The organism is Streptomyces monashensis, assembly GCF_001866665.1.
GTDB lineage: Bacteria > Actinomycetota > Actinomycetes > Streptomycetales > Streptomycetaceae > Streptomyces > Streptomyces monashensis.
Genome location: NZ_MLYO01000011.1, coordinates 154,158 through 176,300, shown reverse-complemented (window position 1 = coordinate 176,300; position 22,143 = coordinate 154,158). Strand labels below are relative to the sequence as shown.

Genomic DNA, 22,143 nt, shown 5'->3' with positions numbered 1-22,143 from the left:
GCGCAATTCGCAAGCGAGTTGGGGCATACGGGCGCCTCTCGGGGGGAGTACGGCCGCGGCACCCGTGCGCCCGGTCACCCCGCACCCCGCCCGCCCGGCCTTGACGCCGCCCTCGGGGTCCGCTCGCTACGACCCGAGGACCGAGGCGAGGAACTCGCCGACCCAGCCCAGCAGTTCGCGGCCGACCAGCGGCTTGCCGCCGATCTTCGCGGGCTTCGGGCGCGGGACGAGCACCTGGTGCACGGCCGGCTTGATGACCGTGCCCGGGTAGAGGCGCTTGAGCCGCAGTTCCTGGGACTCGCGCAACTCCACGGGCGCGAAGCGGATGTTGTTGCCCTGGAGCACGATCTCGCCGACGCCGCACGCGCGCGCGAGCATCCGCAGCCCGGCCACCAGCAGCAGGTTCTCCACCGGCTCGGGCAGCTTGCCGTAGCGGTCGGTGAGTTCCTCGCGGACGGCCTTGATGTCCTCGCCGCTGGTGGCGGAGGCGATGGCGCGGTAGGCCTGCAGGCGCAGGCGCTCGCCGGGCGCGTAGTCGTGCGGGACGTGCGCGTCGACGGGCAGCTCGATCTTGACCTCGAGCGGTGCCTCCTCCTCGATCTCCCCCGTCTCCAGCTGGCGCCGGTAGTCCGCGACGGCCTCGCCGACCATGCGGACGTACAGGTCGAAGCCGACGCCCGCGATGTGGCCGGACTGCTCGCCGCCGAGGAGGTTGCCCGCGCCGCGGATCTCCAGGTCCTTCATCGCCACGTACATGCCCGCGCCCATCTCGGTGTGCTGGGCGATGGTGGCGAGGCGTTCGTGCGCGGTCTCGGTCAGCGGCTTCTCCGGCGGGTACAGGAAGTACGCGTACCCGCGCTCGCGGCCTCGGCCGACGCGGCCGCGCAGCTGGTGCAGCTGGGAGAGGCCGAAGGTGTCGCCGCGCTCCACGATGAGGGTGTTGGCGTTGGAGATGTCGATGCCGGACTCGACGATCGTGGTCGAGACGAGCACGTCGAACTTCTTCTCCCAGAAGTCGACGACGACCTGCTCCAGCGCCTGCTCGGACATCTGGCCGTGCGCGGTGGCGATGCGGGCCTCGGGGACGATCTCACGCAGCCGGGCCGCGGCCCGGTCGATGGACTCGACGCGGTTGTGGATGTAGAAGACCTGGCCCTCGCGCAGCAGTTCGCGGCGGATGGCGGCGCCGATCTGCTTCTCCTCGTACGGCCCGACGAAGGTGAGCACCGGGTGGCGCTCCTCCGGGGGCGTGGTGATCGTGGACATCTCGCGGATGCCGGTGACCGCCATCTCCAGGGTGCGCGGGATGGGCGTGGCCGACATGGTCAGCACGTCGACGTTGGCGCGGAGCTTCTTCAGCTGCTCCTTGTGCTCGACGCCGAAGCGCTGCTCCTCGTCGACGATGACCAGGCCGAGGTCCTTGAACCGGGTCTCGGAGGAGAAGAGGCGGTGGGTGCCGATGACGACGTCCACCGCGCCGTCCTTGAGACCCTCCAGGACGGCCTTGGCCTCGGTGTCGGTCTGGAAGCGGGACAGGGCCTTCACGTTGACCGGGAACTGGCCGTACCGCTCGGAGAACGTGCCGAAGTGCTGCTGCACCAGCAGGGTCGTCGGCACGAGGACGGCGACCTGCTTGCCGTCCTGCACGGCCTTGAAGGCGGCCCGCACCGCGATCTCGGTCTTGCCGTAGCCCACGTCGCCGCAGATCAGGCGGTCCATGGGGACCGTCTTCTCCATGTCCTCCTTGACCTCGGCGATGGTGGTGAGCTGGTCCGGGGTCTCGGCGTAGGGGAAGGCGTCCTCCAGCTCGCGCTGCCAGGGCGTGTCGGCGCCGAAGGAGTGGCCGGGGGCGGCCATGCGCGCGCTGTAGAGCTTGATCAGGTCGGCGGCGATCTCCTTGACGGCCTTCTTGGCGCGGGCCTTGGTCTTGGTCCAGTCCGCGCCGCCCAGGCGGTGCAGGGTGGGTGCCTCGCCGCCGACGTACTTGGTGATCTGCTCCAGCTGGTCGGTCGGGATGTAGAGCCGGTCGCCGGGCTGGCCGCGCTTGGCGGGCGCGTACTCCACGACGAGGTACTCGCGCGTGGCGCCCTGCACGGTGCGCTGCACCATCTCGATGTAGCGGCCGACGCCGTGCTGTTCGTGGACGATGTAGTCGCCGGACTCCAGGGTCAGCGGGTCGATCGTCTTGCGGCGGCGGGCCGGCATCCGCGCGCCCTCGCGGCCGGCGGTGCGCTGGCCGGACAGGTCGGTCTCGGTGAGCACGGCGAGCTTGAGGCCCGGGTCCACGAAGCCGTACTCGATCGAGCCGCAGGAGACGTGCACGATCGACGGGGTCGGTTCGGTGAGGTCGGCGTCCAGGCGGGCGGCGATGCCCTCGCCGCCGAGGACCTCCACCGTGCGGGAGGCGGGGCCGTGGCCCTCGGTGACGAACACCGCGCGCCAGCCGTCGGCCAGCCAGCCCTTGGTGTCGGCGAGGGCCCGCGCGGTGTCGCCGCGGTAGGTCTCGGGCGCGTGCATGCCGAGCTTGAGGGTGTCCCCCGCCGCGTCAGCGGCAAATGGATCCGTCAGCTCTTCGTCGGCGGCGAACGGGGAGACCGACCACCACATCATGTCCAGCTCGCGCGCGCGGTCGCGGACGTCGGCGATGGACCACAGGGAGGCCGCGCCGACGTCGATCGGGGCCTCGCCGCCGCCGGCCGTGGCCGCCCAGGAGGCCTGCAGGAACTCCTGGCTGGTGGCCACGAGGTCGGCGGCGCGCGTGCGGACCCGCTCCGGGTCGCAGACGACGGCCATCGAGCCCTTGGGGAGGACGTCGAGCAGCAGCTCCATGTCGTCCACGAGGACCGGCGCGAGGGACTCCATGCCCTCGACCGCGATGCCTTCGGCGATCTTGTTCAGCAGCTCGCCCAGCTCCGGGTGCTCCTCGGCGAGGGCACGCGCGCGTGCGCGGACGTCGTCGGTGAGCAGCAGTTCGCGGCACGGCGGGGCCCACAGGCCGTGCTCGGCGACTTCGAGGGAGCGCTGGTCGGCGACCTTGAAGTAGCGGATCTCCTCGATGTCGTCGCCCCAGAACTCCACCCGCAGGGGGTGTTCCTCGGTGGGCGGGAAGACGTCCAGGATGCCGCCGCGCACGGCGAACTCCCCGCGCCTCTCGACCAGTTCCACGCGCGCGTAGGCGGCCGCGGCGAGGGCTGCCACGACGTCGTTCAGGTCGGCGCTCTGCCCGGTCCGCAGGGACACGGGCTCCAGCTCGCCGAGGCCCTTGACCTGCGGCTGGAGCACGGAGCGCACGGGCGCGACGACGACGGAGACCGGGCCGGTCTCGGGGTCGTCGGGGCGGGGGTGGGCCAGGCGCCGCAGGACGGCGAGGCGGCGGCCGACGGTGTCGCTGCGCGGGCTGAGGCGCTCGTGCGGGAGGGTCTCCCAGGAGGGGTACTCCACGACGCCCTCTTCGGGCAGCAGGGAGCGCAGGGCTGCGGCCAGGTCCTCGGCCTCGCGGCCCGTCGCCGTGACGGCCAGCACCGGACGGCCCGCCTCGCGGGCGAGGGCGGCGACCGCGAAGGGGCGGGCCGCCGGAGGGCCGACGAGGTCGACGTGCATGCGGTTGCCGTCCGCGGCCGCCGTGATCGCTTCCGCGAGGGCGGGGTCCTTGACGAGGGCGTCGAGCAGACCGTGCAGGCTCATGTGGGCTTTCCGTCCGAGGGGTGGGCAACGTCCCCCAGCGTACGACGCTGCCGACGTCGCCGTCGGGCCTGTGGACAACCCGGTGCCGGGGAGTCCCGCAGAACTCCCCGGCACCGGGTCTTTCCCCCGCAACCCCCGTATGCGGTGGTCGTAGGACCAGCTGCGGCGCAGCTGGTCGCCCCTGTGGGCGCTAGGTCCAGTCGTCAGACTCCCGCCGTCCGCCCGGAGGGGCGGGCCTCGCGGCGTCAGGTGCGTGCTGTCGGCGTGCCGGGCCTTGGCCCTCGTACTGGATGTACTTGGGCCGGGGCCCGGTGCGGCGAGTGGGGGCACCCCCGGCCGAAGGCTGGGGGAGCGTGCATGGCGTCGCGGGGCACGCGGGAGTGTGACGACAGGGCCTAGTCCGTCGCGATGGCGTTCAGGACGTTCATGCGGCCCGCGCGGAACGCCGGGATCAGGGCGGCGAACAGGCCCACGAAGGCCGAGGCGACGAAGACCGTGATGATCGTCGGCCAGGGGATCTCCAGGATCTTCAGGCCCTGGAGGGCCAGGAGTTTCTGGGCGGTCGCGCCCCAGCCCATGCCCAGGCCGAGGCCGAGCAGGGCGCCGAAGAGGGCGATCACCACGGACTCCAGGCGGATCATGCGGCGCAGCTGGCGGCGGGAGAGTCCGATGGCCCGCATGAGGCCGATCTCCCGGGTCCGCTCGACGACCGACAGGGCCAGGGTGTTCACCACGCCCAGGACGGCGACGATGATCGCGAGGGCGAGGAGGCCGTAGATCATGTTGAGCAGCTGGCCGATCTGGTCCTTCAGGGCCTTCTTGTAGTCGGTCTGGTCGCGCACGGTCAGCTGCGGGAAGTCGTCGTGCAGGGCCGACTTCATCGCCTTGTAGGCGGCCGCCTGCTGTCCGTCCCTGGCGGTGGCGAAGACCATCTGGTCGAGCGGCATCCGGTCGGCGGGGACGTGCCGCGCGAGCGTGGTGATCGACGTGTACATGGCGCCCTGGTCGATCACGTCGTCGCTGCTGGTGACCGCGCGGACCGTCAGGCGGGCGGCGGAGCCGTCCTTGAACGCCACGGTGATCTTCGAGCCGAGGTGGATGCCGTGCGCCCTGGCGAACTTGTCGTGGACGGACATCGAGTCGGGCCGGTAGGCGTCCTTGAGGTCTCCGGCGACGGTCTTCTTGCGCAGGTCGGTCGCGTACGTCGGGTCGGCCGCCGTGATCTCCGTGTCCTTGAGCGTCCGGCCGTCCGGGGTGGTGAGGTCGGCCTGGGCCGGCCGGTACTCGGTGACCCTCGCGAGCTGCGGGGTGGCCTTGATGAGCCTGACCGCCTGGGGGGTGATGAGCTGCTGGTTGTCCGGCTGGACGATGAAGTCCGTGCCGACGGTCTTGTCGAGCTGGTCGGTGGCGGAGGCGACCATGGAGGAGCCGACCACCGACAGGCAGGCCACCAGGGCCAGGCCGATCATCAGGGCCGCGCCGGTGGCGCCGGTGCGGCGCGGGTTGCGCAGCGCGTTGCGCTCGGCCATGCGGCCCACCGGGCCGAAGACGCGCAGGACGACCGCGCCGAGGACCCGGACCAGGCCGGCGGCGAGCAGCGGGCCGATGACGACGAAGCCGATCAGGGTGGCCACCACGCCGAGGCCCAGCCAGCCGGAGCCGGCCTTGGCCTTGTCGGCGGTGGCGGCGACGTACAGGCTGTAGCCGCCGGCGCCGGTGAGCAGCAGGCCGAGCACGGCGCGGACCGCACCGGCCTTGGCGTCGGCCGGGGTGCCGGCGTCGCGCAGGGCGGCCATCGGCGAGATCTTGCCGGCGCGCCGGGCGGGCAGGTAGGCGGCGAGGACGGTGACCACGACGCCGAGGAGCAGGCCGACCGCGGGAGTCGTCCAGGCGATGGTCAGGTCGTCGGTGGACAGGTGCATGCCCATCTGGCCCATGAGCTTCATCAGGCCGACCGCGATGCCGACGCCCGCGCCGACGCCGAGCACGGAGCCGATCACCCCGAGCAGCAGGGCCTCGATCAGCACGGACCGGTTGACCTGCTTGCGGGAGGAGCCGATGGCGCGCATCAGGCCGATCTCGCGAGTGCGCTGGGCGACCAGCATCGAGAAGGTGTTGATGATGAGGAAGATGCCGACGAGGAGGGCGATCCCGGCGAAGCCGAGCATCGCGTACTTCATGACGTTCAGGAAGCTCTTGACGCTCTTCTGGTTGGCGTCGGCGACCTCCTTGGCGGTCTGCACCTTGTAGCCGTGGCCGAGGGCGGCCGTGACGTTCGTCTTCAGCTGGTCGTTCGTCACGCCCTGGGCGGCGGTGACGTTGACGTTGGTGTAGACACCGGTCCGGCCGACCAGGGTCTGCTGGGCGGTCTTCGTGTCCAGGTAGAAGATGGCCGCGCCCGGGTTGGTGACCTTGAAGGCGGCGATGCCGGACACGCGCGCGTGGTGCGTGCCGACGACCGAGATCATCCCGATGTCGGAGCCGATCCTCAGGTGGTGCTTGTCGGCGGTGTCCTTGTCGACCATGACCTGGTCCGGGCCCCTGGGCGCCGCGCCCTCGGTGATCTGCATGGTGCGGGCGTCGTTGCCGTTCCAGCTGCCCACGATGGTCGGGGCGCCGCTGCTCGGCGACAGCTTGTCCTTGTTCGCGTCGATCACGGTGACCGACGTGGAGAACACGGTGCCCTCGGCGGACCGCACGCCCCGGGCGCCGCGGACCGTGCCGACCACGGCGGCCGGCAGGACCGGGGGCTTGCCGGTGGCGGAGGTCGTCTGGCCGGTGTCGGAGGAGCCCTTCGCGCTGACCGTCACGTCCGAGGCCGTGGCCTGGAACAGCTTGTCGAAGGTGGTGTTCATCGTGTCGGTGAAGACGAGGGTGCCGCACACGAACGCCACCGACAGCAGGACCGCGACCGCCGAGAGCGCCATCCGGCCCTTGTGCGCGAAGAAGTTGCGCATCGAGGTCTTCAGAACGGTCATGACGTACGTCCCCGGGCGTCGAAGTCCTTCATGCGGTCCAGGACCTGATCGGCCGTCGGCTGGTACATCTCGTCGACGATCCGGCCGTCGGCGAGGTACAGCACGCGGTCCGCGTAGGAGGCGGCCACGGGGTCGTGGGTGACCATCACGATGGTCTGGCCGAGTTCGTCCACGGAACGGCGCAGGAAGCCGAGCACCTCGGCGCCCGCGCGCGAGTCGAGGTTTCCGGTCGGCTCGTCCCCGAAGATGATCTCCGGGCGGGCGGCGAGTGCGCGGGCCACGGCGACGCGCTGCTGCTGCCCGCCGGAGAGCTGGGTCGGCCGGTGCCTGAGCCGCCCGGCGAGCCCGACGGTCTCCACCACGCGGTCCAGCCAGGCCCGGTCCGGCTTGCGGCCGGCTATGTCCATGGGCAGCGTGATGTTCTCCAGCGCGTTCAGGGTCGGCAGCAGGTTGAACGCCTGGAAGATGAAGCCGATCCGGTCGCGCCGCAGCCGGGTGAGCTTCTTGTCCTTGAGGCCGGTGATCTCGGTCTCGTCCAGGTAGATCTGCCCGGACGTGACGGTGTCGAGGCCGGCGAGGCAGTGCATCAGGGTGGACTTGCCGGACCCAGAGGGGCCCATGATCGCGGTGAACTGGCCGCGGGCGATGTCCACGTCGACGTGGTCGAGGGCGACGACACGGGTCTCTCCGGACCCGTACGCCTTCACGACCTGCCGCGCCCGCGCGGCAACGGCCGTAGTCCCTCCAGTACCCCCGTGCCTGGGAATGGTCACAGCCGATGTCACTGTATGTCTCCTATGTCGGTTGACAGGTCGGTGCGGGGTGCCCCGCGGTGCGGTGCGTCGTCCTGAGTACGTCGATGAGTCTCGCGGTCGGAGGCGGTGCCTCGCGCTGGTGCGAAGCCCCGTCTTTCCCGGGGGTAAACCCCACCCCCGCCGGTCCGGCCGGCCGCCCCCCAGCGGCGTAAAGCCAGGTTAAGGAAGGCTCCCGGTCCCTCTCCTCCTCCGCCCGGACGAACCCTCCCCGAGCCTTGGTACGGAGACACCCCTAGGGGTCCTCCGCCCTGCGGCGGAGACGGTCTCGGGGTCGTCTCCACCCTTCGACGCCCCGAGCCTCCACCCTCCCGTCGCGTCAGGGTCAAGTCCGCCGGCGCGCGGGGGCCTCGCGGAGGCCTCGCTGAGCGCAGATGGTTGCAAGGGGCACGGGGTAGGTTTCCCGGGGATCCGGGGACTCCCGGGTGCCCGGGACACGTGGGGAGGGGTCAGCGGTGGGGAGTGCACAGCCCGCGATACGCGGCGGCACCGGCGAGCGGCACGGCACCCGGCGGCGAGGGGCGGTCGTCGCCGCGCTGATGCTGTCGATGGCGCTGGCGGCGCTCGACTCCACCATCGTCTCCACGGCCGTACCGCAGATCGTCGGCGACCTCGGCGGGTTCTCCGTCTTCTCCTGGCTGTTCTCCGGCTATCTGCTCGCCGTGACCGTCTCGCTGCCCGTCTACGGCAAGCTCTCCGACACCTTCGGCCGCAAGCCGGTGCTGGTGGTGGGCTCGGCCGTGTTCCTGCTGGGCTCGCTGCTGTGCGCGGCCGCGTGGAACATGGCGGCGCTGATCGCGTTCCGGGTCGTGCAGGGCCTGGGCGGCGGGGCCTTGCAGGGCACCGTGCAGACCCTGGCCGCCGATCTGTATCCGCTGCAGGAGCGCCCGAAGATCCAGTCGAAGCTGTCCACGGTGTGGGCGGTGTCGGCGGTCGCCGGGCCGGGGCTCGGCGGACTGCTCGCCGCGTACGCCGACTGGCGCTGGATCTTCCTGGTCAACCTGCCGATCGGCGCGGCCGCACTGTGGCTGGTCGTCCGCCATCTGCACGAACCCGCGCGGGAGTTGCCGAAGACCGCGGAAGAGGCCGGGGGCGCGGAGAAGAGGGCACGCGCGCGCGTGGACTGGGCCGGGGCGCTCGCGGTGTTCGCGGCCGGCGGGGTGCTGCTGACCGCGCTGGTGCAGGGCGGGGTCGCCTGGCCGTGGCTGTCGGCGCCCTCGCTCGCGCTGTTCGCGGCGGGTCTCGCGCTGGCCGGGGTGGTGATGTGGGTGGAGCGGCGGGCGGCGCAGCCGATCATCCCGGGGTGGGTGTGGCGGCGCCGGACGATCGCGGCGGTCAACCTGGCGCTCGGCGCGCTGGGGCTGCTGATGGTGGCGCCGAGCGTGTTCCTGCCGACGTACGCGCAGTCGGTGCTCGGACTCGCGCCCGTGGCGGCCGGGTTCGTGCTGTCGGTGTGGACGCTGAGCTGGCCGGTGTCGGCGGCGCTCAGCCAGCACGTCTACCGGCGCATCGGCTTCCGCGACACCGCCCTGCTCGGCATCGGCCTGGCGACGCTGATCCTGTTCGCGTTCCCGTTCCTGCCCTATCCGGGGTCGTGGTGGCAGCCGACGCTGCTGATGCTGCTGCTGGGCGGCGCGCTGGGGCTGTTCCAGCTGCCGCTGATCGTCGGGGTGCAGTCGACGGTGGGCTGGTCGGAGCGGGGCACCACAACCGCGTCCGTGCTGTTCTGCCGGCAGACCGGACAGACCCTCGGCGCCTCGCTGTTCGGCGCCGTCGCCAACGGGGTGCTGGCCGCGCGGCTGGGCGGCGCGGGCGATCTGGACTCCGTCACGCGCGCGTTGGACGCCGGTACGGCCCCGGGCGCGACCCGGCGGGCGATCGCGGACGCGGTGCACGCGGTGTACCTCGGCGCGGCGTGCGCGGCGGCCCTGGCCTTCCTGGTCCTGCTGTTCCTCGCGCCGCGGCGGTTCCCGGTGCGCACCGAGTGAGCGACAGTGCCCGGCAGGGCAGGGCACGGCCTGGTTAACGCGGGTAACACCCCAGGTCGGAAACGTTTTTGCGAAGTAAGCGCATACCGACCGGCCAGTTCGGTGAAAACACCGCGCGGCCCGGGACCCGCGAGTAGCGTGCGTGGCTCCGCACGCCCCCCACCTCCCTGCGGTCCGCCGCCACGGACCCGAGCCACGCAAGGAGCCCCGGGATGTCCCACGACCCGTCGCACTCCCCACAGCCGCCCTACGAGCCGCGGCCCTCCGCCCCGCTCACCTACCCCTGGCAGCCCCCGCTCCCCGAACCGGCGCACGTCCTCCACCGCCCGCCCCGCACGCCCGTCGGCCACCATCGCGATCTGCGCGTCCTGCGCGGCGCCTACCGCTGGCAGCGGCGCACCGCCACGCTCACCGCGCTGGGCTACTTCACGCTGTTCCTGGTGCTGTCCGCGGGCGCGCCTGGCGTCATGACCCGGCCGGTCGTCGACGGCATCCCGGCCGGCCTGCTGCTCGCCCTGCTCCAACTGCCCGTCACCTGGCTCGCGATCGCCCTGTACGAGTACACCGCGCGCGTGCACGTCGATCCGCTCGCGGACCGCATCCGCGCGGAGGCCGCGCTGGACGCCCGGCGCGGAGCGGTCCGATGAGCGCGGCCCCCGTCTCCCCCGCCGTGTGGGGCCTGACCGCTTTCAGCGGCCGGACTCAGACCATGTCCCTGGTCGCCTTCTCCGCCGTCGCCACGGTGACCCTGCTGCTGTGCGTGATGACCGGCCCCGACCACGACGACCTCGACGAGTTCTACACGGGCTACGGCTCGCTGTCCCCGCTGCGCAACGGCCTCGCCATCGCCGGCGACTACATCTCCGCGGCCACCGTCCTCGGCACCGGCGGCGTGATCGCCCTGTGCGGCTACGACGGGCTCGTGCTCGCCCTCAGTACGGCGCTGTCACTGATGCTGCTGATGTTCCTGCTGGCCGAACCGCTGCGCAACGCGGGCCGGTTCACCATGGGCGACGCGCTCGCCCGGCGGCTGCCCGGACGCTGCGTGCGCGTCACGGCCTGCGTGGTGACCATCGCCGCGCTGCTGCCGCTCATGCTGGTCCAGCTCGCCGGAGCGGGGCAGCTGATGGCGTTCATCCTGGGCTTCTCGGACGCGTCGCTGAAGACCGCGTGCGTCGTGGCGCTGGGCGCCCTGATGATCGCGTACGCGGCGATCGGCGGCATGAAGGGCACCGCCCTGATCCAGATCCTGAAGATCGTGACGCTGGTCGGTTCGGGCGCCGTGGTCGCCGTACTGATCCTGCGCCGCTTCGACTGGGACCCGGGCGCCCTGTTCTCCGCCGCCGCCCGGCAGAGCGGTGCCGGGCCCGCCTTCCTGCACTCCGGGCTGGAGTTCGGCACGTCGGGCCGCTCCCGGCTCGACATGATCGCCTCCGAGCTGACCGTGGTGCTCGGCGGCGCCTGCCTGCCCCACATCACCATGCGCATGTACACCGCCTCCAGCGCCCGCCAGGTGCGCCGCTCGATGTCCTGGGCGGTGTCGATCGTCGCCCTGTTCGTGCTGGTCATCACGGTGGTCGGGGTCGGCGCCACCGCGCTGCTCGGCCGCGGCGTGATCGCCGGGGCCGATCCGCAGGGCAACACGGCGTACCTGCTGGGCTCCCGGGCGGCGTTCGGGGCGGACGTGTCGATGCCGGAGACCTTGCTGTTCACCCTGGTCACCACCGCGATCTTCCTGACCCTGCTCGCCTCGGTGGCCGGGATGATCCTCGCCTGTGCCAACTCCCTCGCCCACGACGTCTTCGCCGCGCGCGTGCGGGAAATGCCGCCCCGGCGCGAGATGGCCCTCGCGCGCGTTTCGGCACTCGCGATCGGCGTGCCGACGATCCTGCTCGCCACCCTGGTGCAGCACCACAGCCTGCAGCCCCTGGTGACGCTCTCCTTCTGCCTGGGCGCCTCGGCCCTCGCGCCCGCCCTGGTCTACGGCCTGTTCTGGCGGCGCTACACCCGTGGCGGACTGCTGGCCACGCTGATCGGGGGCACGCTGAGCGTGCTGCTGCTCATGCCGGGCACCAAGCTGGTCTCCGGCTCGCCCCTCGCGGCGTTCCCGCACGCCGACTTCGTCTACTTCCCGTTCACCACGACCGGCATCGTCACCATCCCGGCCGGCTTCCTGTTCGGCTGGCTCGGCACGCTGGCCTCCGGGCGGGCGAAGGCGGAGCAGCAACGACGCCAGTACGAGGCGGTGGAGGGGTGGATCCTCGCAGGGGCCGTACGCAGGGAAAGTTGACGGAGAGTCACATATTTTCAGCCACCGAGGCATGTGGACGTTCGGTGATGACCAGTTAAACAGCAACAGGTGCAAGCTTGTTGACACCTTGTGACTGATACGATCATGCCACTTTTCGGTAGGCTGACGGCGCGTCGTGATGACGTGCACGGGGGAAGTCTGCAAGGCCCCGTCGCTAAGGAGTGGATGTTGGTCCGCCTGTAGGACTGAGGCCTGTTCCCCCGCGCGACGCGACTTGAAGAGAGTCTCATGACGTCATTGATCCAAGATCCACTCCTGTGGATCTTGATTGTTGTGCTCGCCGCTGCGGTGATCGCAGTACTGCGGGCCAGGAGAACCAACCAGGCTCTCCGAAGAAAGAAGAACGACCTCGAAGCCGGCCTCACCGCCGCCCGCGGCGAGGCCGGCCACCTGCACGCGCACATCGCGACGCTGAGCGCGCAGCACGACCACGACCTGGCCGGCGTCCGCGCGGACGCCGAGGCGGCGACCAAGGCCGTGCTCAAGTCCGCGATGGGTACCCTGCAGTCCCTCGCGGAGGAGCAACAGGTCCTCCTGGACGGGCTGTTGAAGAAGTACGGCGACGACACCGGTGTGCTCGCCGACCTGATGTCCGTCGACCACACCGGCAGCCAGTTCGGCCGCCGCGCCAAGGGCATCTCGGTGCTGTGCGGCGGCTGGCTGGGCCGCCGCGACAGCGCCGCCAGCGTCTACGACGTCGCCCGCAGCGCCCAGGGCCGCATCAAGGACTTCAGCCGCGTCGGCGTCCACTCCCAGGTCAGCATCTCCATCGCGAACAAGGCCGTGGAACCGGTGGCCGTCGTCCTCGCCGAGCTGCTGGACAACGCGACCAACTACAGCGCCCCCGGCACACCGGTCGAGGTCAACATCCAGGCCGTCCCCACCGGCGTGTGCTTCATCGTCGACGACGCGGGTCTCGGCATGGACCAGGAGACCAAGGACCGCGCCGCCGCCCTGCTCTCCCCCGACCGCCCCGTGGACATCACCGCGCTCGGCGACCCGCCCCGGTTCGGCTTCGCCGTCTGCGGCATGCTCGCCGCCCGCTACGGCTTCGCCGTGTCCGTCGGCTCGGTCTCGCCCTACGGCGGTGTGCGCGCAGTGATCCGTGTCCCGGAGGACCTCCTGACCCCCGACGTCCCGCAGCCCGAGCCCGTCCAGGAGCCCGGCATCGAGGAGACCCCCGCCCCGCAGCGGCTGGCCCCGGTCCCGGTCGTGGGCCCCTCGCACGTGGTGGGGACCACACAGGGCGGTCTGCCCAAGCGCCGCCGGCGCAAGGGTCCCGTGTCGGTGGCGGCCGTGCCCGACGCCGTGGCCCCCGCACAGGACGGCACGTCCGTACCCGCCAGCGAGGTGACGGCGTCGCGGATCGGAGCGTTCGCCCGCGGCACGCTGCTCGGCCGGGACAACACCACGGAAGGACCTCAGAACCAGTGAACACCGACCTGTCGTGGGTGCTGAACGACGTGCTCGAGGTGCGCGGGGCCCGCCACGCCATCCTCGTCTCGGGCGACGGCCTGCTGCTGCAGCGCTCCGACGACATCAGCCGGGACGACGCGGAGACCAACGCGGCCGCGATGAGCTCCATGCAGTCGCTCAGCCGTGCCGTCGCCCACTTCGTCGGGGCGGGTCACGGGATCTGGAAGCAGACGCTGCTGGAGTACGACGGCGGCTGGATCTTCCTCAGCGCCGCCGGCCAGGGCTCCTACCTGGCGGTCTCGGCCGCGCTGGACGTCGACATGGAGGCGGTGTCGTTCCGGATGCAGAAGACGGTGAACGCCCTCAGCAAGGCGATGAGCGTGGCGCCCCGCTCGGAGAGCGGTGCCCGCTCATGAGGACGCCCGGCGAGGAAGCGGTCACCAGCGACTTCGTCCGCTCCTATGTCATCACCGGCGGCCGGAGCCTGCCCACGTCCGAGGACCTGGCCCTGCACACCCTCGTCACCCTGGCTCCCGAGCGGACCCTTCCGCTGGGGGCCGGTCCCGAGGTCCGGGCGATCTGGGAGCTGGTCTCGGGGGGATACCTGTCCGTCGCCGAGGTGGCCGGCCACCTCGAACTGCCCGTCGGCGTCGTCCGGTTGCTGCTGACCGATTTATCGGCGCAGGGGCATCTGCTGCTGCGCGCCGCCCCGCCCCGACACCAGAACGTAGACAGAGCGACCCTCGAAAAGGTTCTGAATGGACTCCAATCCCTCATCGGCTGAGACGGCGGACGGGAGCACAGGCGGCTCCATCTACGTCTCCAGCGAGGTGACCAGCGCGGCGAAGATCCTGGTGGTAGGGCACTTCGCCGTGGGCAAGACGACCCTGATCGGCTCGCTGTCGGAGATCACCCCGCTGCGCACCGAGGAGAAGATGACGCAGGCGTCGCTCCACGTGGACGACCTGCACGGCGTGACCGGCAAGACCACCACCACCGTGGCCCTCGACTTCGGCCGGCTCACGCTGAGCGACGAACTCGTGCTGTACCTGTTCGGCACCCCGGGCCAGCAGCGGTTCATGCAGCTGTGGGAGGACATGGCCCGCGGCGCGCTCGGCGCCCTGCTGCTGGTCGATCCCGGCCGGCTGGAGGAGACGTTCCCCGTCATCGACCTCATCGAGAGCTACGGGCTGGAGTACGCGATCGCGGTCAACACCTTCGAGGCCGACCGGGTCTACGCGGAGGCGGAGGTCCGCGAGGCGCTCGACCTGCTCCCGGACACCCCGGTCGTCTACTGCGACGCCCGCGACCGCCAGTCCTCCGGCCACGCGCTGATCGCGCTGGTCCGTCATCTGCTCGACCGCGCGGCCTGACCAGCCCGCCGGCCCACCCCCGGCCCCCGTGCCGGGAACTGGAGGAAGAAGTCTCATGGACAGCCCGATCGCATCCGCCGCCGTCGGCGGCAGATGCCCCATGCACGACGCCGCGTTCGCCGCCGACCCGCACGAGGTCTACGACCGGCTGCGCGCGAAGGCGCCGGCCGGACCCGTCGAACTCGCGCCCGGGGTCGACGCCACCCTGGTCGTCGGGTACGAGACGGCGCTGCGCGTCCTGCAGAACCCCACGCTCTTCGCCCGCGACGCGCGCCGCTGGAAGGCCCTGGCCGAGGGGCGCATCGGCCTGGACAACCCGGTCCTGCCGATGATGGCGTACCGGCCCAACTGCCTGTTCACGGACGGCGCGGTGCACCTGCGACTGCGCAAGGCCGTCACCGACAGCCTGGGGCGGCTCAACATCAGCCGGATCCGCCGCGACGTCGAGCCGATCGCCGACTACCTGATCGACCAGTTCAGCGAGCGCGGCCGGGCCGACCTGCTCAACGACTACGCCAAGCTGCTGCCGCTGCTGCTGTTCAACAAGCTCTTCGGCTGCCCGGCGGACATCGGCGACACCCTCACCAGCGCCATGTCGGCGATCTTCGACGGCAAGGACGCGGTGCGCGCCAACGAGGAACTCACCGCCTGCCTCATGGCGTTGATCGCCCTCAAGCGCCGCCAGCCCGGCGACGACGTCACCTCCTGGCTCATCCAGCACCCGGCGGGCCTGACCGACGAGGAACTCAAGGACCAGCTGGTCATGCTGATGGGCGCGGGCGTCGAACCCGAGCGCAACCTCATCGGCAACGCCCTGCTCCTGCTGCTCGCGCCCGACGAGGACCACGGCGCCGGCATGCTGGTGGAGGAGGCGATCGACCATGTGCTGTGGCACCAGACGCCGATCGCCAACTACGCCACCCACTACCCGCTCCAGGACGTCGACCTCGGGGGCGTGGTGGCCGAGACCGGCACCCCGGTCGTCATCAGCTTCGCCGCCGCCAACAGCGACCCCGTGCTGGCCGAGGCCCGGCGCGCCCACGGCAAGGGCGCCCACCTGGCCTGGGGCGCGGGCCCGCACGCCTGCCCGGCCAAGGACCCGGCACAGGTCATCGCGGTCACTGCGGTCGAGCGGCTGCTCAACGCGCTGCCCGACCTGACCCTGGCCGTGGCCGAGAAGGACCTCCAGTGGCGGCCGGGCCCCTTCCACCGGGCGCTGGCCACCATGCCGGTGGCGTTCAGCCCGGCGCCGGCCACCCGGATGGCGGCGCACCTCCAGAAACGGTCCGCGCACGTCCCGGCGGAGCAGCCGCACCCGGTCGCGCCGGCCGTCGCGGCCACGCGTCAGGAACCGGCCAGGAAGAAGGGTTTCTGGAGCTCGTTCCTGGACATTTTCCGCGTCTGATGCGGAACCGGGCGCCGCGCTTGTGGCGGAAAAGTGACGGCGGTGAAATCCGGCCACCGCATGTGACAGGAGCAACACACAGAGGCGCATGATGCGGGGGAGGGGAAGGGTAGGTTCCGGCGGTATCGGTAGCGCCCATGCCACAAAGGAGCTTCGCGTGACCGCCGTTGGCGACATACGCGGTACCACGACCGACCGCCGGGCCGTCATCTCCCTCCTCCGTCGCCTGCGTTCCGGTGAGGGGCAGGCCAACCCCCTCCCCGTCTGGGCCGGTTTACGCGCTCTGGGCGATGTGGTCCCCGCTCCCTGGGGCGGCTTCTTCGTCACCGGATTCGACGCCTGCAACCAGGTCCTGCGCGGCAGGAACTGGCTGGTCCCGGACTTCGCCTGGCAGCAGCGGCAGCCCGACACCAGGCGTTGGCATGCGCCTGCCACCCAGGAGATGACCCGGACCCTCTCCCGGCTCAACGCGCCCGCTCACACGAGTCAGCGCCGCGCCCTGGGCAACCTCTTCGACCGCCGCACGCTGGAGGTCATGGAGCCGCAGATCACCGCCCACGTCACCCGGCTCCTGGACCGCCTCGACGACGAACTGCGCACCCGGGGCGAGGCCGACTTCGCCGCCGTCGTCGGCGAACAGCTCCCCCTCCACACCGTCGGCCGGTGGCTCGCCGTCCCCGAGGAGCACTATCCGCGCATCCTGAGCTTCACCCACCGCCAGGTGCACGCCCAGGAACTGCTGCCGACCAAGAGCGAACTGGCCGTGTCCGCGAAGGCCACCCTGGAGATGCGGGCCTTCTTCACCCGCCTGATCAGCGAGCGGCGCGCCCGCCCCGGGGACGACGTCCTGTCCGGCTGGATCCGCTACTGGGACGCCGTGCACGCGGGCGACCGCACGGCCGCCGACCAGATCCTCTACGACCTGACGATGTTCGTCACCATCGCCTCCCTGGAGACCACGGCGACCCTGCTGGCCAACGCCGTCTGGCTGCTGACCGGCGAGCCCGCCCGGGCCGAGCGGCTGCGCCGCCACCCCGAGGACCTCGACGACGCCATCGACGAGGTCCTGCGCTACGACCCGCCGATCCACCTCAACTCCCGTGTCGCCGCCGACGACACCGTCCTCGCCGGAGTGCCGATCGCCCGGGACACCACCGTCCACGTCCTGTACGGCGCCGCGAACCACGACCCCCGCCGCAACCCCGAGCCGCACGTCTTCGACATCCGGCGCCGCGGCGGCCACCTCACCTTCGGCGGCGGCGCGCACTACTGCCTCGGCGCGGCCCTCGCCCGGCTGGAGGCCCGCGTCCTGCTCACCGAACTGCTGCGCCGTTTCCCCGCGTTGCGGCCCACCGGGCCACCCGTCTACGCCCCTCGCATGGTCTTCCGACGCGCCGCCTCCCTGAAAGTGACGACATGACGCCCGCCCCGCCCCTCAGCGCGCTCCCGGCCGGCCGGATACTCAAGACCCTGCGCACCGACCGGCAGGGTCCCGTGCTGACCATCGAACTGAACCTCCCCGAACAGGGCAACGCCGTCACCGACGCGATGCTGGACGACCTGCTGACCGTCCTCGGCGACGAGGACCCCGCCGTCCGGGTGCTGGTGCTCCGCGCGGCCGGCCCCGACTTCTGTCTCGGCGGCGACCGGAGCGAGTTCGCCGAGCACCTCGCCGCCGACCCCGCGGCGAGCGGCATCCGCCTGTCCGGCACCAAGGCGCGCCGCGTCTGCGACGCGCTCACCGCCAACCCCGCCGTCACCATCGCACGCGTCCAGGGCAAGGCCATCGGGGCCGGCCTCGCCCTGGCCCTCGCCTGCGATCTGCGGGTCGGCGCCGACGACGCGACCTTCCGCCTCCCCGAACTCGCCCTCGGCCTGCCCACCGCCTGGGGCGGCCTGCTCCCGCGCCTGATCAGCGAGGTCGGCGCCGCCCGCGTACGCGAACTCATCCTCACCGGACGCGTCTTCGGCGCCGCGGAGGCCGCGACCCTGTCCGTCCTCCAGAAAACCGTCCCCGCCCGCGAACTCGACGCGGCCGTGAGCGCCTGGGCCAGGCCCATCGTCCGCCGCCCCCCGACCGCCCTGAGGGTCACCAAGACCCTCCTCAACTCCCTGTCCGCCGCCACCCGCCTCGCCGACGCCTCCGCCTTCGACGCCGAGCTGATGGCGGCGGTGGTGGCGGAGCAGTTCCGCTCCCACGACACCCGCTAGTCCACGGCTCGCCCCGTCAGCATCATCAGGCGGTTGCGCACGGTGTCCATCTGCGCGTGCACGACGTCCCAGGCCTCGCCGTGCTCGCGCAGCACCTGTTCGGTCTCGCCGGCGATGCGTTCCTCGCGCACGCGCGCGTGCGCGAGAATCTCGTCGGCACGCACGCGTGCCTCCTCCTGGTTGCGGACCGCCGCCTCCTCGACCTCTCGCAGGGCCCGCTCGGCCGCGGCCAGCTCGGCCTCGGCCCGGCTCATCCGCTCGGTGTACCGCGCGTCCAGCGCGGCGGCCCGCTCGGCGTGCTCGCGCTCCATCTCGGCCCAGCGCTCGGTGTGCTCCCGGGACTGCTCGCCGAGCATGCCCTCGGTGCGCCGCCGTACCTCGCGCACCGCCGAGAGCGCCTCCGTACGGCCCGCCTTCACCGCGCGCCGGCTGCCGATGCGGAAGTCGTCGGCCTCGGCGCGCGCGGCGAGGAGGAGCCGGTCGGCGTAGTCGTCGGCCTCCGCGCGGAGCGCGTCCGCGGCGTCCCGCGCCTCCTGGAGCGTACGCGCGGCGTCCGCCTCGGCCTGCGCGATCCCCTCGTCCGCCGCACGCCGCGCGCGCTCTCGCAGGTCCGCCGCCTCCTGCTGCACGACCTGGAACAGGCGCTGCGCGGACTCCCCGAGCGTCTCGTACGTCTGCGGTGCGAGCCGGGCGACCCTCTCGCGCGCGCGGGCGGCCTCCTCCCCCATCTCCCGGGCGAGCACGGTCAGCCGCGCGGCGCGTTCCCACGCGGCGTCCCGGTCGTCGAACAGCGCCCGCACGAAGGCCTCCACCTGTTCGGGACGGTAGCCGCGCCCCCGGACGGTCACGAAGCCGTGCGGCGGCATCGATGCACTGCTCACCGTGGGAACCCCTCTCCACCAGACATCCATGACATACCCGACAGGTTGATTTCGCGCACATCTTGATGGATCGGGCGTAAGTGTTCATAACGCGACACTCCGCAGCCACGTCACGCTCGAATACCCGCACACCGCGATCGGCGTCGTACGGACGGCCGTTCCCCGCGCCTCCCCGGCACGGCAGACGATCAGGCCGGGAACCCGTTCGGCCGACGGGCTCCCGGGCACAGCGCGAAACGGCCGTACAACGCGGGATGCCCTTCACGCACGCGTGAAGGGCATCCCGGATTCACCACCGGACGGCGTCCGCTACAGCAGGCCGTCCCACATCTGCTCCAGCAGCACCGACCACCAGCTCTCCGGCGAACCGAGCGCCGCCGGGTCCAGCGCGGCCAGCTGCGCCTGGAAGTCGACGGTCCAGCGGCCCGCCTGCTCCTGGTTGAGGCCGTACCGCAGCCGCCACATCCGGCCCAGCAGGGCCAGACAGCGGGCGAACTCCGGCAGCCCGGTGTTCACGAACTGCGGCGGCACCGGAGCACCGCCCGGCCCCGCCTCCACAGGGACGGCCACGATGTTCGCCGTGCCGTACTGCACACAGATCGCCCGGCCGAAGTCGGTGCCCATCACGAGGTACGAGCCCGCGTCCGCCGCCGGCTGCACCCCCCGCTCGGCCGCCAGCTCCGCCAGCGTCGGCACCGGCCGGCCCGGCTGGGCCTGCGCCCAGAAGAACGGCCCCATGTCCACCGGCAGCCCGGCCACCACCAGCGTGTGCGCCACGACCGGCGGCACGCCCTGCCGCGACACCGCCTGCTGCTCGAACCGGAACACCGCCGGCCCGAACGCCGCCGCCAGCTCCTGCGCGATGGCATCCGGCGGGACGGGCGGCGCGGCCTGCACCGGCGGTAGCGGCGCGCGCACCGGCGCGGGCCGCGCGGGCCCGTCCGCCACCTGGTGCAACTCGCCCTGGTGCGCCAGCAGTTGCTGCATCCCCTGCTGCCGGCTCGCGTGGTCCGTGCCGTACGGCGCGATGCTCGCGATCCGTGCCTGCGGCCACTGCTCCCGGATCATCCGCGCGCAGTAGGCACCCGGCAGCTCGCACGACTCCAGCTCCGTGTGCAGCTCCAGCACCTGGTCCGACGGCACGTTCATCGCCCGCAGCTCATGGAAGATCTGCCACTCCGGATGCGGCGTGCCGGGCGCCGAACGCCGGATCAGCTGCTGCTCCGAGCCGTCCTGCGCGCGGTAGCGCAGCACGGCCTGGTAGCCGGGGCCGACCGTCGGCTGCCCCTGCGGCGGATACCCGTACGCCGGCTGCTGCCCCGGGACGGGCCCGCCCGGCGGCATCGGCTGCGGAGCGCCCGGCGGCATGCCGGGGGCGCCCGGACCGGGCGGGGCGGGCGGCACGGGCGCGCCCGGCCCGCCCACCGGCGGCGCGGCGAGCATGGTCTCCGCCTGGTGCACGGCACCCCGGCCGCCACCGGGCGCACCGGGTCCGGCGGGAGCACCCGGGGACTGCGGAAGGCCGGGGGCACCAGGGGCCCCGGGGGCTCCCGGAGGCTGGGGCGCGCCGGGCGCGGGAGGCACACCCGGAACGCCGGGGGCACCCGGTGCGCCCGGCGGCTGCGGCGCACCCCCGCCCAGCTGGCTGGGATCGGCCAGCATCGTGGCCGCCTGGTGCACGTTGCCCCCCGGCGGGGCAGGCGGGGCAGGCGGGTTGGGGGCACCCGGCGCATTCGGCACACCCGGAGCACCCGGGGCACCCGGGCCCCGGAGTCCCTCCGGACCGAGCGCCGGCGCGAACTGCGTCGGCACATAGGCGTTCGCGGACGCACCCGGCGCGGGCGGCGGCATCGGACCCCCCGGGCGCGCACCCGGTGTGCCCGGCGCACCCGGCGGCGGAGGCGGCGCGCCCGCGCCACCACGCGCCTTCCTCGGCGGCGGTGCGGCCTTGCTCGTCGCGGCGTCCGCGATGTCCCCGGCGTTCGGCGCGAGCGACCGCCCGGACGTGCCGGAGTCCGCCGACATCAGCGACGCGTCCGAGGCACCGCCCGGCGCCTGCGGATAGCCGTACGAGGGGCCGCCCGGAGGCGGCGGGGACGGGTGGGCGCCCGGGGGCGGGAACGGGGCGCCGGACGCCGGCGCCTGAGCCGGTACGCCCGGCGGAGGCGTGCCGGGTGCGCCCGGCGCCTGCGGGTAGGCGTACGGCGGCGTACCGGGCGGCGGGGGCGGGGGCGTGCTGGTCTGCGCGGCACCCGGCGCGGCAGGAGCCGCGGGCCCCCCGGGCGCACCCGGCGCACCACCCGGAGCGGGCGGACCGCCCTGCGCGCCCGGCACTCGGGAAGCGTCGAGCGCCGGCGCGACCGCCGTCGGCGGCAGCTGGCTTCCTCCCGACATCAGCGCCGTCTTCGCCTCCGGCGTGGACGCCGGAGGCCGGGGAACGTCGGGCTCGCTCAGCGGCGGCGCGAACACCGTCGCGGGCAGCGGAACGGAACGGTCCTCCTCACCGGGGTCCGCGTTGGTGTCCGTACCGGCCCACGGCGTCGACCCCACCGGCACCTCGGCAGCAGGCACACCCGGGGCAGGCGCGGCCGCGGGGGGCGCGGCCGCCGGCACCCCGGCCTGCGTCTCCGCCAGCCCCGCACCACCGGCGGCCGAAGCCCCGGCACCCGCACCCGCACCGGACCCGGCCCCCGGGCGCCGTTCGCCGATGCCCAGCTTGTCCGCCGCCTCCTGCAGCCACTCCGGCGGAGTCAACAGGAACGACGTCTGGTTCAGGTCGACACGGGCGGGCGCCGGTGCCGGTGCCGCGCCCTGCGGACCGTCGGGACCGCCGTACTCCTCCTCGAAGCGGCGGATCACCTCGCCCACCGGCAGCGCCGGCCACAGCGTCGCCTCCCCACTGTCCCGGGCGATGACGAGCCGCTGCCCGCCCCCGTCCGAACGCGGACCCTCCGCCCGGTCCTCGCCCCACACCACGAAACCCAGCTCGAACTCCCGCACCCGCACCTCACGATGCTGGTACGCGGGCACGTCGCCGTTGATCCACTCCTCGGCGCGCTCCTGCGCCTGCGCGTAGGTCACCAT

Annotated in this window: 15 protein-coding genes; 10 read left to right on the top strand and 5 right to left on the bottom strand. The window is 72.6% G+C overall.

Annotation, left to right across the window (positions count from 1 at the left end; translation table 11 throughout):
* Positions 1–126 precede the first annotated feature (126 nt).
* From mfd to BIV23_RS04360, 3 genes are all read right to left on the bottom strand, one after another.
* Positions 127–3,684: a transcription-repair coupling factor gene (gene mfd, locus BIV23_RS04370; RefSeq protein ID WP_071379381.1), complete on the bottom strand. Its 3,558-nt coding sequence runs from the start codon at positions 3,682–3,684 to the stop codon at positions 127–129.
* Positions 3,685–4,079: 395 nt separating this feature from the next.
* Positions 4,080–6,662 (bottom strand): ABC transporter permease, encoded by a 2,583-nt coding sequence (locus BIV23_RS04365; protein WP_071379380.1) that lies wholly within the window; start codon positions 6,660–6,662, stop codon positions 4,080–4,082.
* Positions 6,659–7,447 carry an ABC transporter ATP-binding protein gene (locus tag BIV23_RS04360; protein ID WP_071379379.1) on the bottom strand — a complete coding sequence of 263 codons (789 nt, stop codon included), beginning with the start codon at positions 7,445–7,447 and terminating at the stop codon, positions 6,659–6,661. The genes BIV23_RS04365 and BIV23_RS04360 overlap by 4 nt, the downstream gene beginning before the upstream one ends.
* A gap of 482 nt (positions 7,448–7,929) precedes the next feature.
* Here BIV23_RS04360 and BIV23_RS04355 point away from each other — a divergent pair, with 482 nt between their 5' ends.
* The 10 genes from BIV23_RS04355 to BIV23_RS04310 all read left to right on the top strand — a co-directional run bounded on the left by BIV23_RS04355 (position 7,930) and on the right by BIV23_RS04310 (position 18,178).
* Positions 7,930–9,462 carry an MFS transporter gene (locus tag BIV23_RS04355; protein WP_071379378.1) on the top strand — a complete coding sequence of 511 codons (1,533 nt, stop codon included), beginning with the start codon at positions 7,930–7,932 and terminating at the stop codon, positions 9,460–9,462.
* A gap of 212 nt (positions 9,463–9,674) precedes the next feature.
* On the top strand, positions 9,675–10,109 hold the full coding sequence (locus tag BIV23_RS04350; protein ID WP_071379377.1) for a DUF485 domain-containing protein: 435 nt from the start codon (positions 9,675–9,677) through the stop codon (positions 10,107–10,109).
* Positions 10,106–11,752, top strand: a complete 1,647-nt coding sequence (locus tag BIV23_RS04345) for a sodium/solute symporter (RefSeq protein WP_425443459.1) — start codon at positions 10,106–10,108, stop codon at positions 11,750–11,752. Before BIV23_RS04350 ends, BIV23_RS04345 begins: the two co-directional genes overlap by 4 nt.
* Positions 11,753–12,001: 249 nt before the next feature.
* Positions 12,002–13,207 carry an ATP-binding protein gene (locus BIV23_RS04340; protein ID WP_177239706.1) on the top strand — a complete coding sequence of 402 codons (1,206 nt, stop codon included), beginning with the start codon at positions 12,002–12,004 and terminating at the stop codon, positions 13,205–13,207.
* Positions 13,204–13,605, top strand: coding sequence for a roadblock/LC7 domain-containing protein (locus BIV23_RS04335; protein WP_071374680.1), 402 nt, complete (start codon positions 13,204–13,206; stop codon positions 13,603–13,605). Before BIV23_RS04340 ends, BIV23_RS04335 begins: the two co-directional genes overlap by 4 nt.
* On the top strand, positions 13,602–13,973 hold the full coding sequence (locus tag BIV23_RS04330) for a DUF742 domain-containing protein (protein ID WP_071374681.1): 372 nt from the start codon (positions 13,602–13,604) through the stop codon (positions 13,971–13,973). Before BIV23_RS04335 ends, BIV23_RS04330 begins: the two co-directional genes overlap by 4 nt.
* Positions 13,948–14,562 (top strand): GTP-binding protein, encoded by a 615-nt coding sequence (locus BIV23_RS04325; protein WP_071379375.1) that lies wholly within the window; start codon positions 13,948–13,950, stop codon positions 14,560–14,562. Before BIV23_RS04330 ends, BIV23_RS04325 begins: the two co-directional genes overlap by 26 nt.
* A 100-nt stretch (positions 14,563–14,662) precedes the next feature.
* Positions 14,663–15,967, top strand: coding sequence for a cytochrome P450 family protein (locus BIV23_RS04320; RefSeq protein WP_071379472.1), 1,305 nt, complete (start codon positions 14,663–14,665; stop codon positions 15,965–15,967).
* A 157-nt stretch (positions 15,968–16,124) separates the two neighbouring features.
* Positions 16,125–17,387, top strand: a complete 1,263-nt coding sequence (locus BIV23_RS04315; RefSeq protein WP_071379374.1) for a cytochrome P450 — start codon at positions 16,125–16,127, stop codon at positions 17,385–17,387.
* Positions 17,384–18,178: an enoyl-CoA hydratase/isomerase family protein gene (locus BIV23_RS04310; protein WP_071379373.1), complete on the top strand. Its 795-nt coding sequence runs from the start codon at positions 17,384–17,386 to the stop codon at positions 18,176–18,178. Before BIV23_RS04315 ends, BIV23_RS04310 begins: the two co-directional genes overlap by 4 nt.
* On the opposite strand, the gene BIV23_RS04305 is transcribed toward BIV23_RS04310, so the two are convergent.
* A complete protein-coding gene (locus BIV23_RS04305; RefSeq protein ID WP_071379372.1) occupies positions 18,175–19,059 on the bottom strand; it encodes a coiled-coil domain-containing protein in 885 nt (294 codons plus the stop codon). The two genes, BIV23_RS04310 and BIV23_RS04305, sit on opposite strands and share 4 nt — an antisense overlap.
* A 309-nt stretch (positions 19,060–19,368) precedes the next feature.
* Entirely contained in the window at positions 19,369–22,143 is a 2,775-nt protein-coding gene (locus BIV23_RS04300; RefSeq protein ID WP_071379371.1) for an SUKH-4 family immunity protein, read from the bottom strand.

Excerpts from the sequence above, each read along its gene's own strand:
- mfd (WP_071379381.1), bottom strand. The coding sequence starts at position 3,684 with ATGAGCCTGCACGGTCTGCTCGACGCCCTCGTCAAGGACCCCGCCCTC.
- BIV23_RS04365 (WP_071379380.1), bottom strand. The coding sequence starts at position 6,662 with ATGACCGTTCTGAAGACCTCGATGCGCAACTTCTTCGCGCACAAGGGC.
- BIV23_RS04350 (WP_071379377.1), top strand. The coding sequence starts at position 9,675 with ATGTCCCACGACCCGTCGCACTCCCCACAGCCGCCCTACGAGCCGCGG.
- BIV23_RS04345 (WP_425443459.1), top strand. The coding sequence starts at position 10,106 with ATGAGCGCGGCCCCCGTCTCCCCCGCCGTGTGGGGCCTGACCGCTTTC.
- BIV23_RS04340 (WP_177239706.1), top strand. The coding sequence starts at position 12,002 with ATGACGTCATTGATCCAAGATCCACTCCTGTGGATCTTGATTGTTGTG.
- BIV23_RS04330 (WP_071374681.1), top strand. The coding sequence starts at position 13,602 with ATGAGGACGCCCGGCGAGGAAGCGGTCACCAGCGACTTCGTCCGCTCC.
- BIV23_RS04325 (WP_071379375.1), top strand. The coding sequence starts at position 13,948 with ATGGACTCCAATCCCTCATCGGCTGAGACGGCGGACGGGAGCACAGGC.
- BIV23_RS04320 (WP_071379472.1), top strand. The coding sequence starts at position 14,663 with ATGCACGACGCCGCGTTCGCCGCCGACCCGCACGAGGTCTACGACCGG.
- BIV23_RS04310 (WP_071379373.1), top strand. The coding sequence starts at position 17,384 with ATGACGCCCGCCCCGCCCCTCAGCGCGCTCCCGGCCGGCCGGATACTC.
- BIV23_RS04300 (WP_071379371.1), bottom strand. The coding sequence starts at position 22,143 with ATGGTGACCTACGCGCAGGCGCAGGAGCGCGCCGAGGAGTGGATCAAC.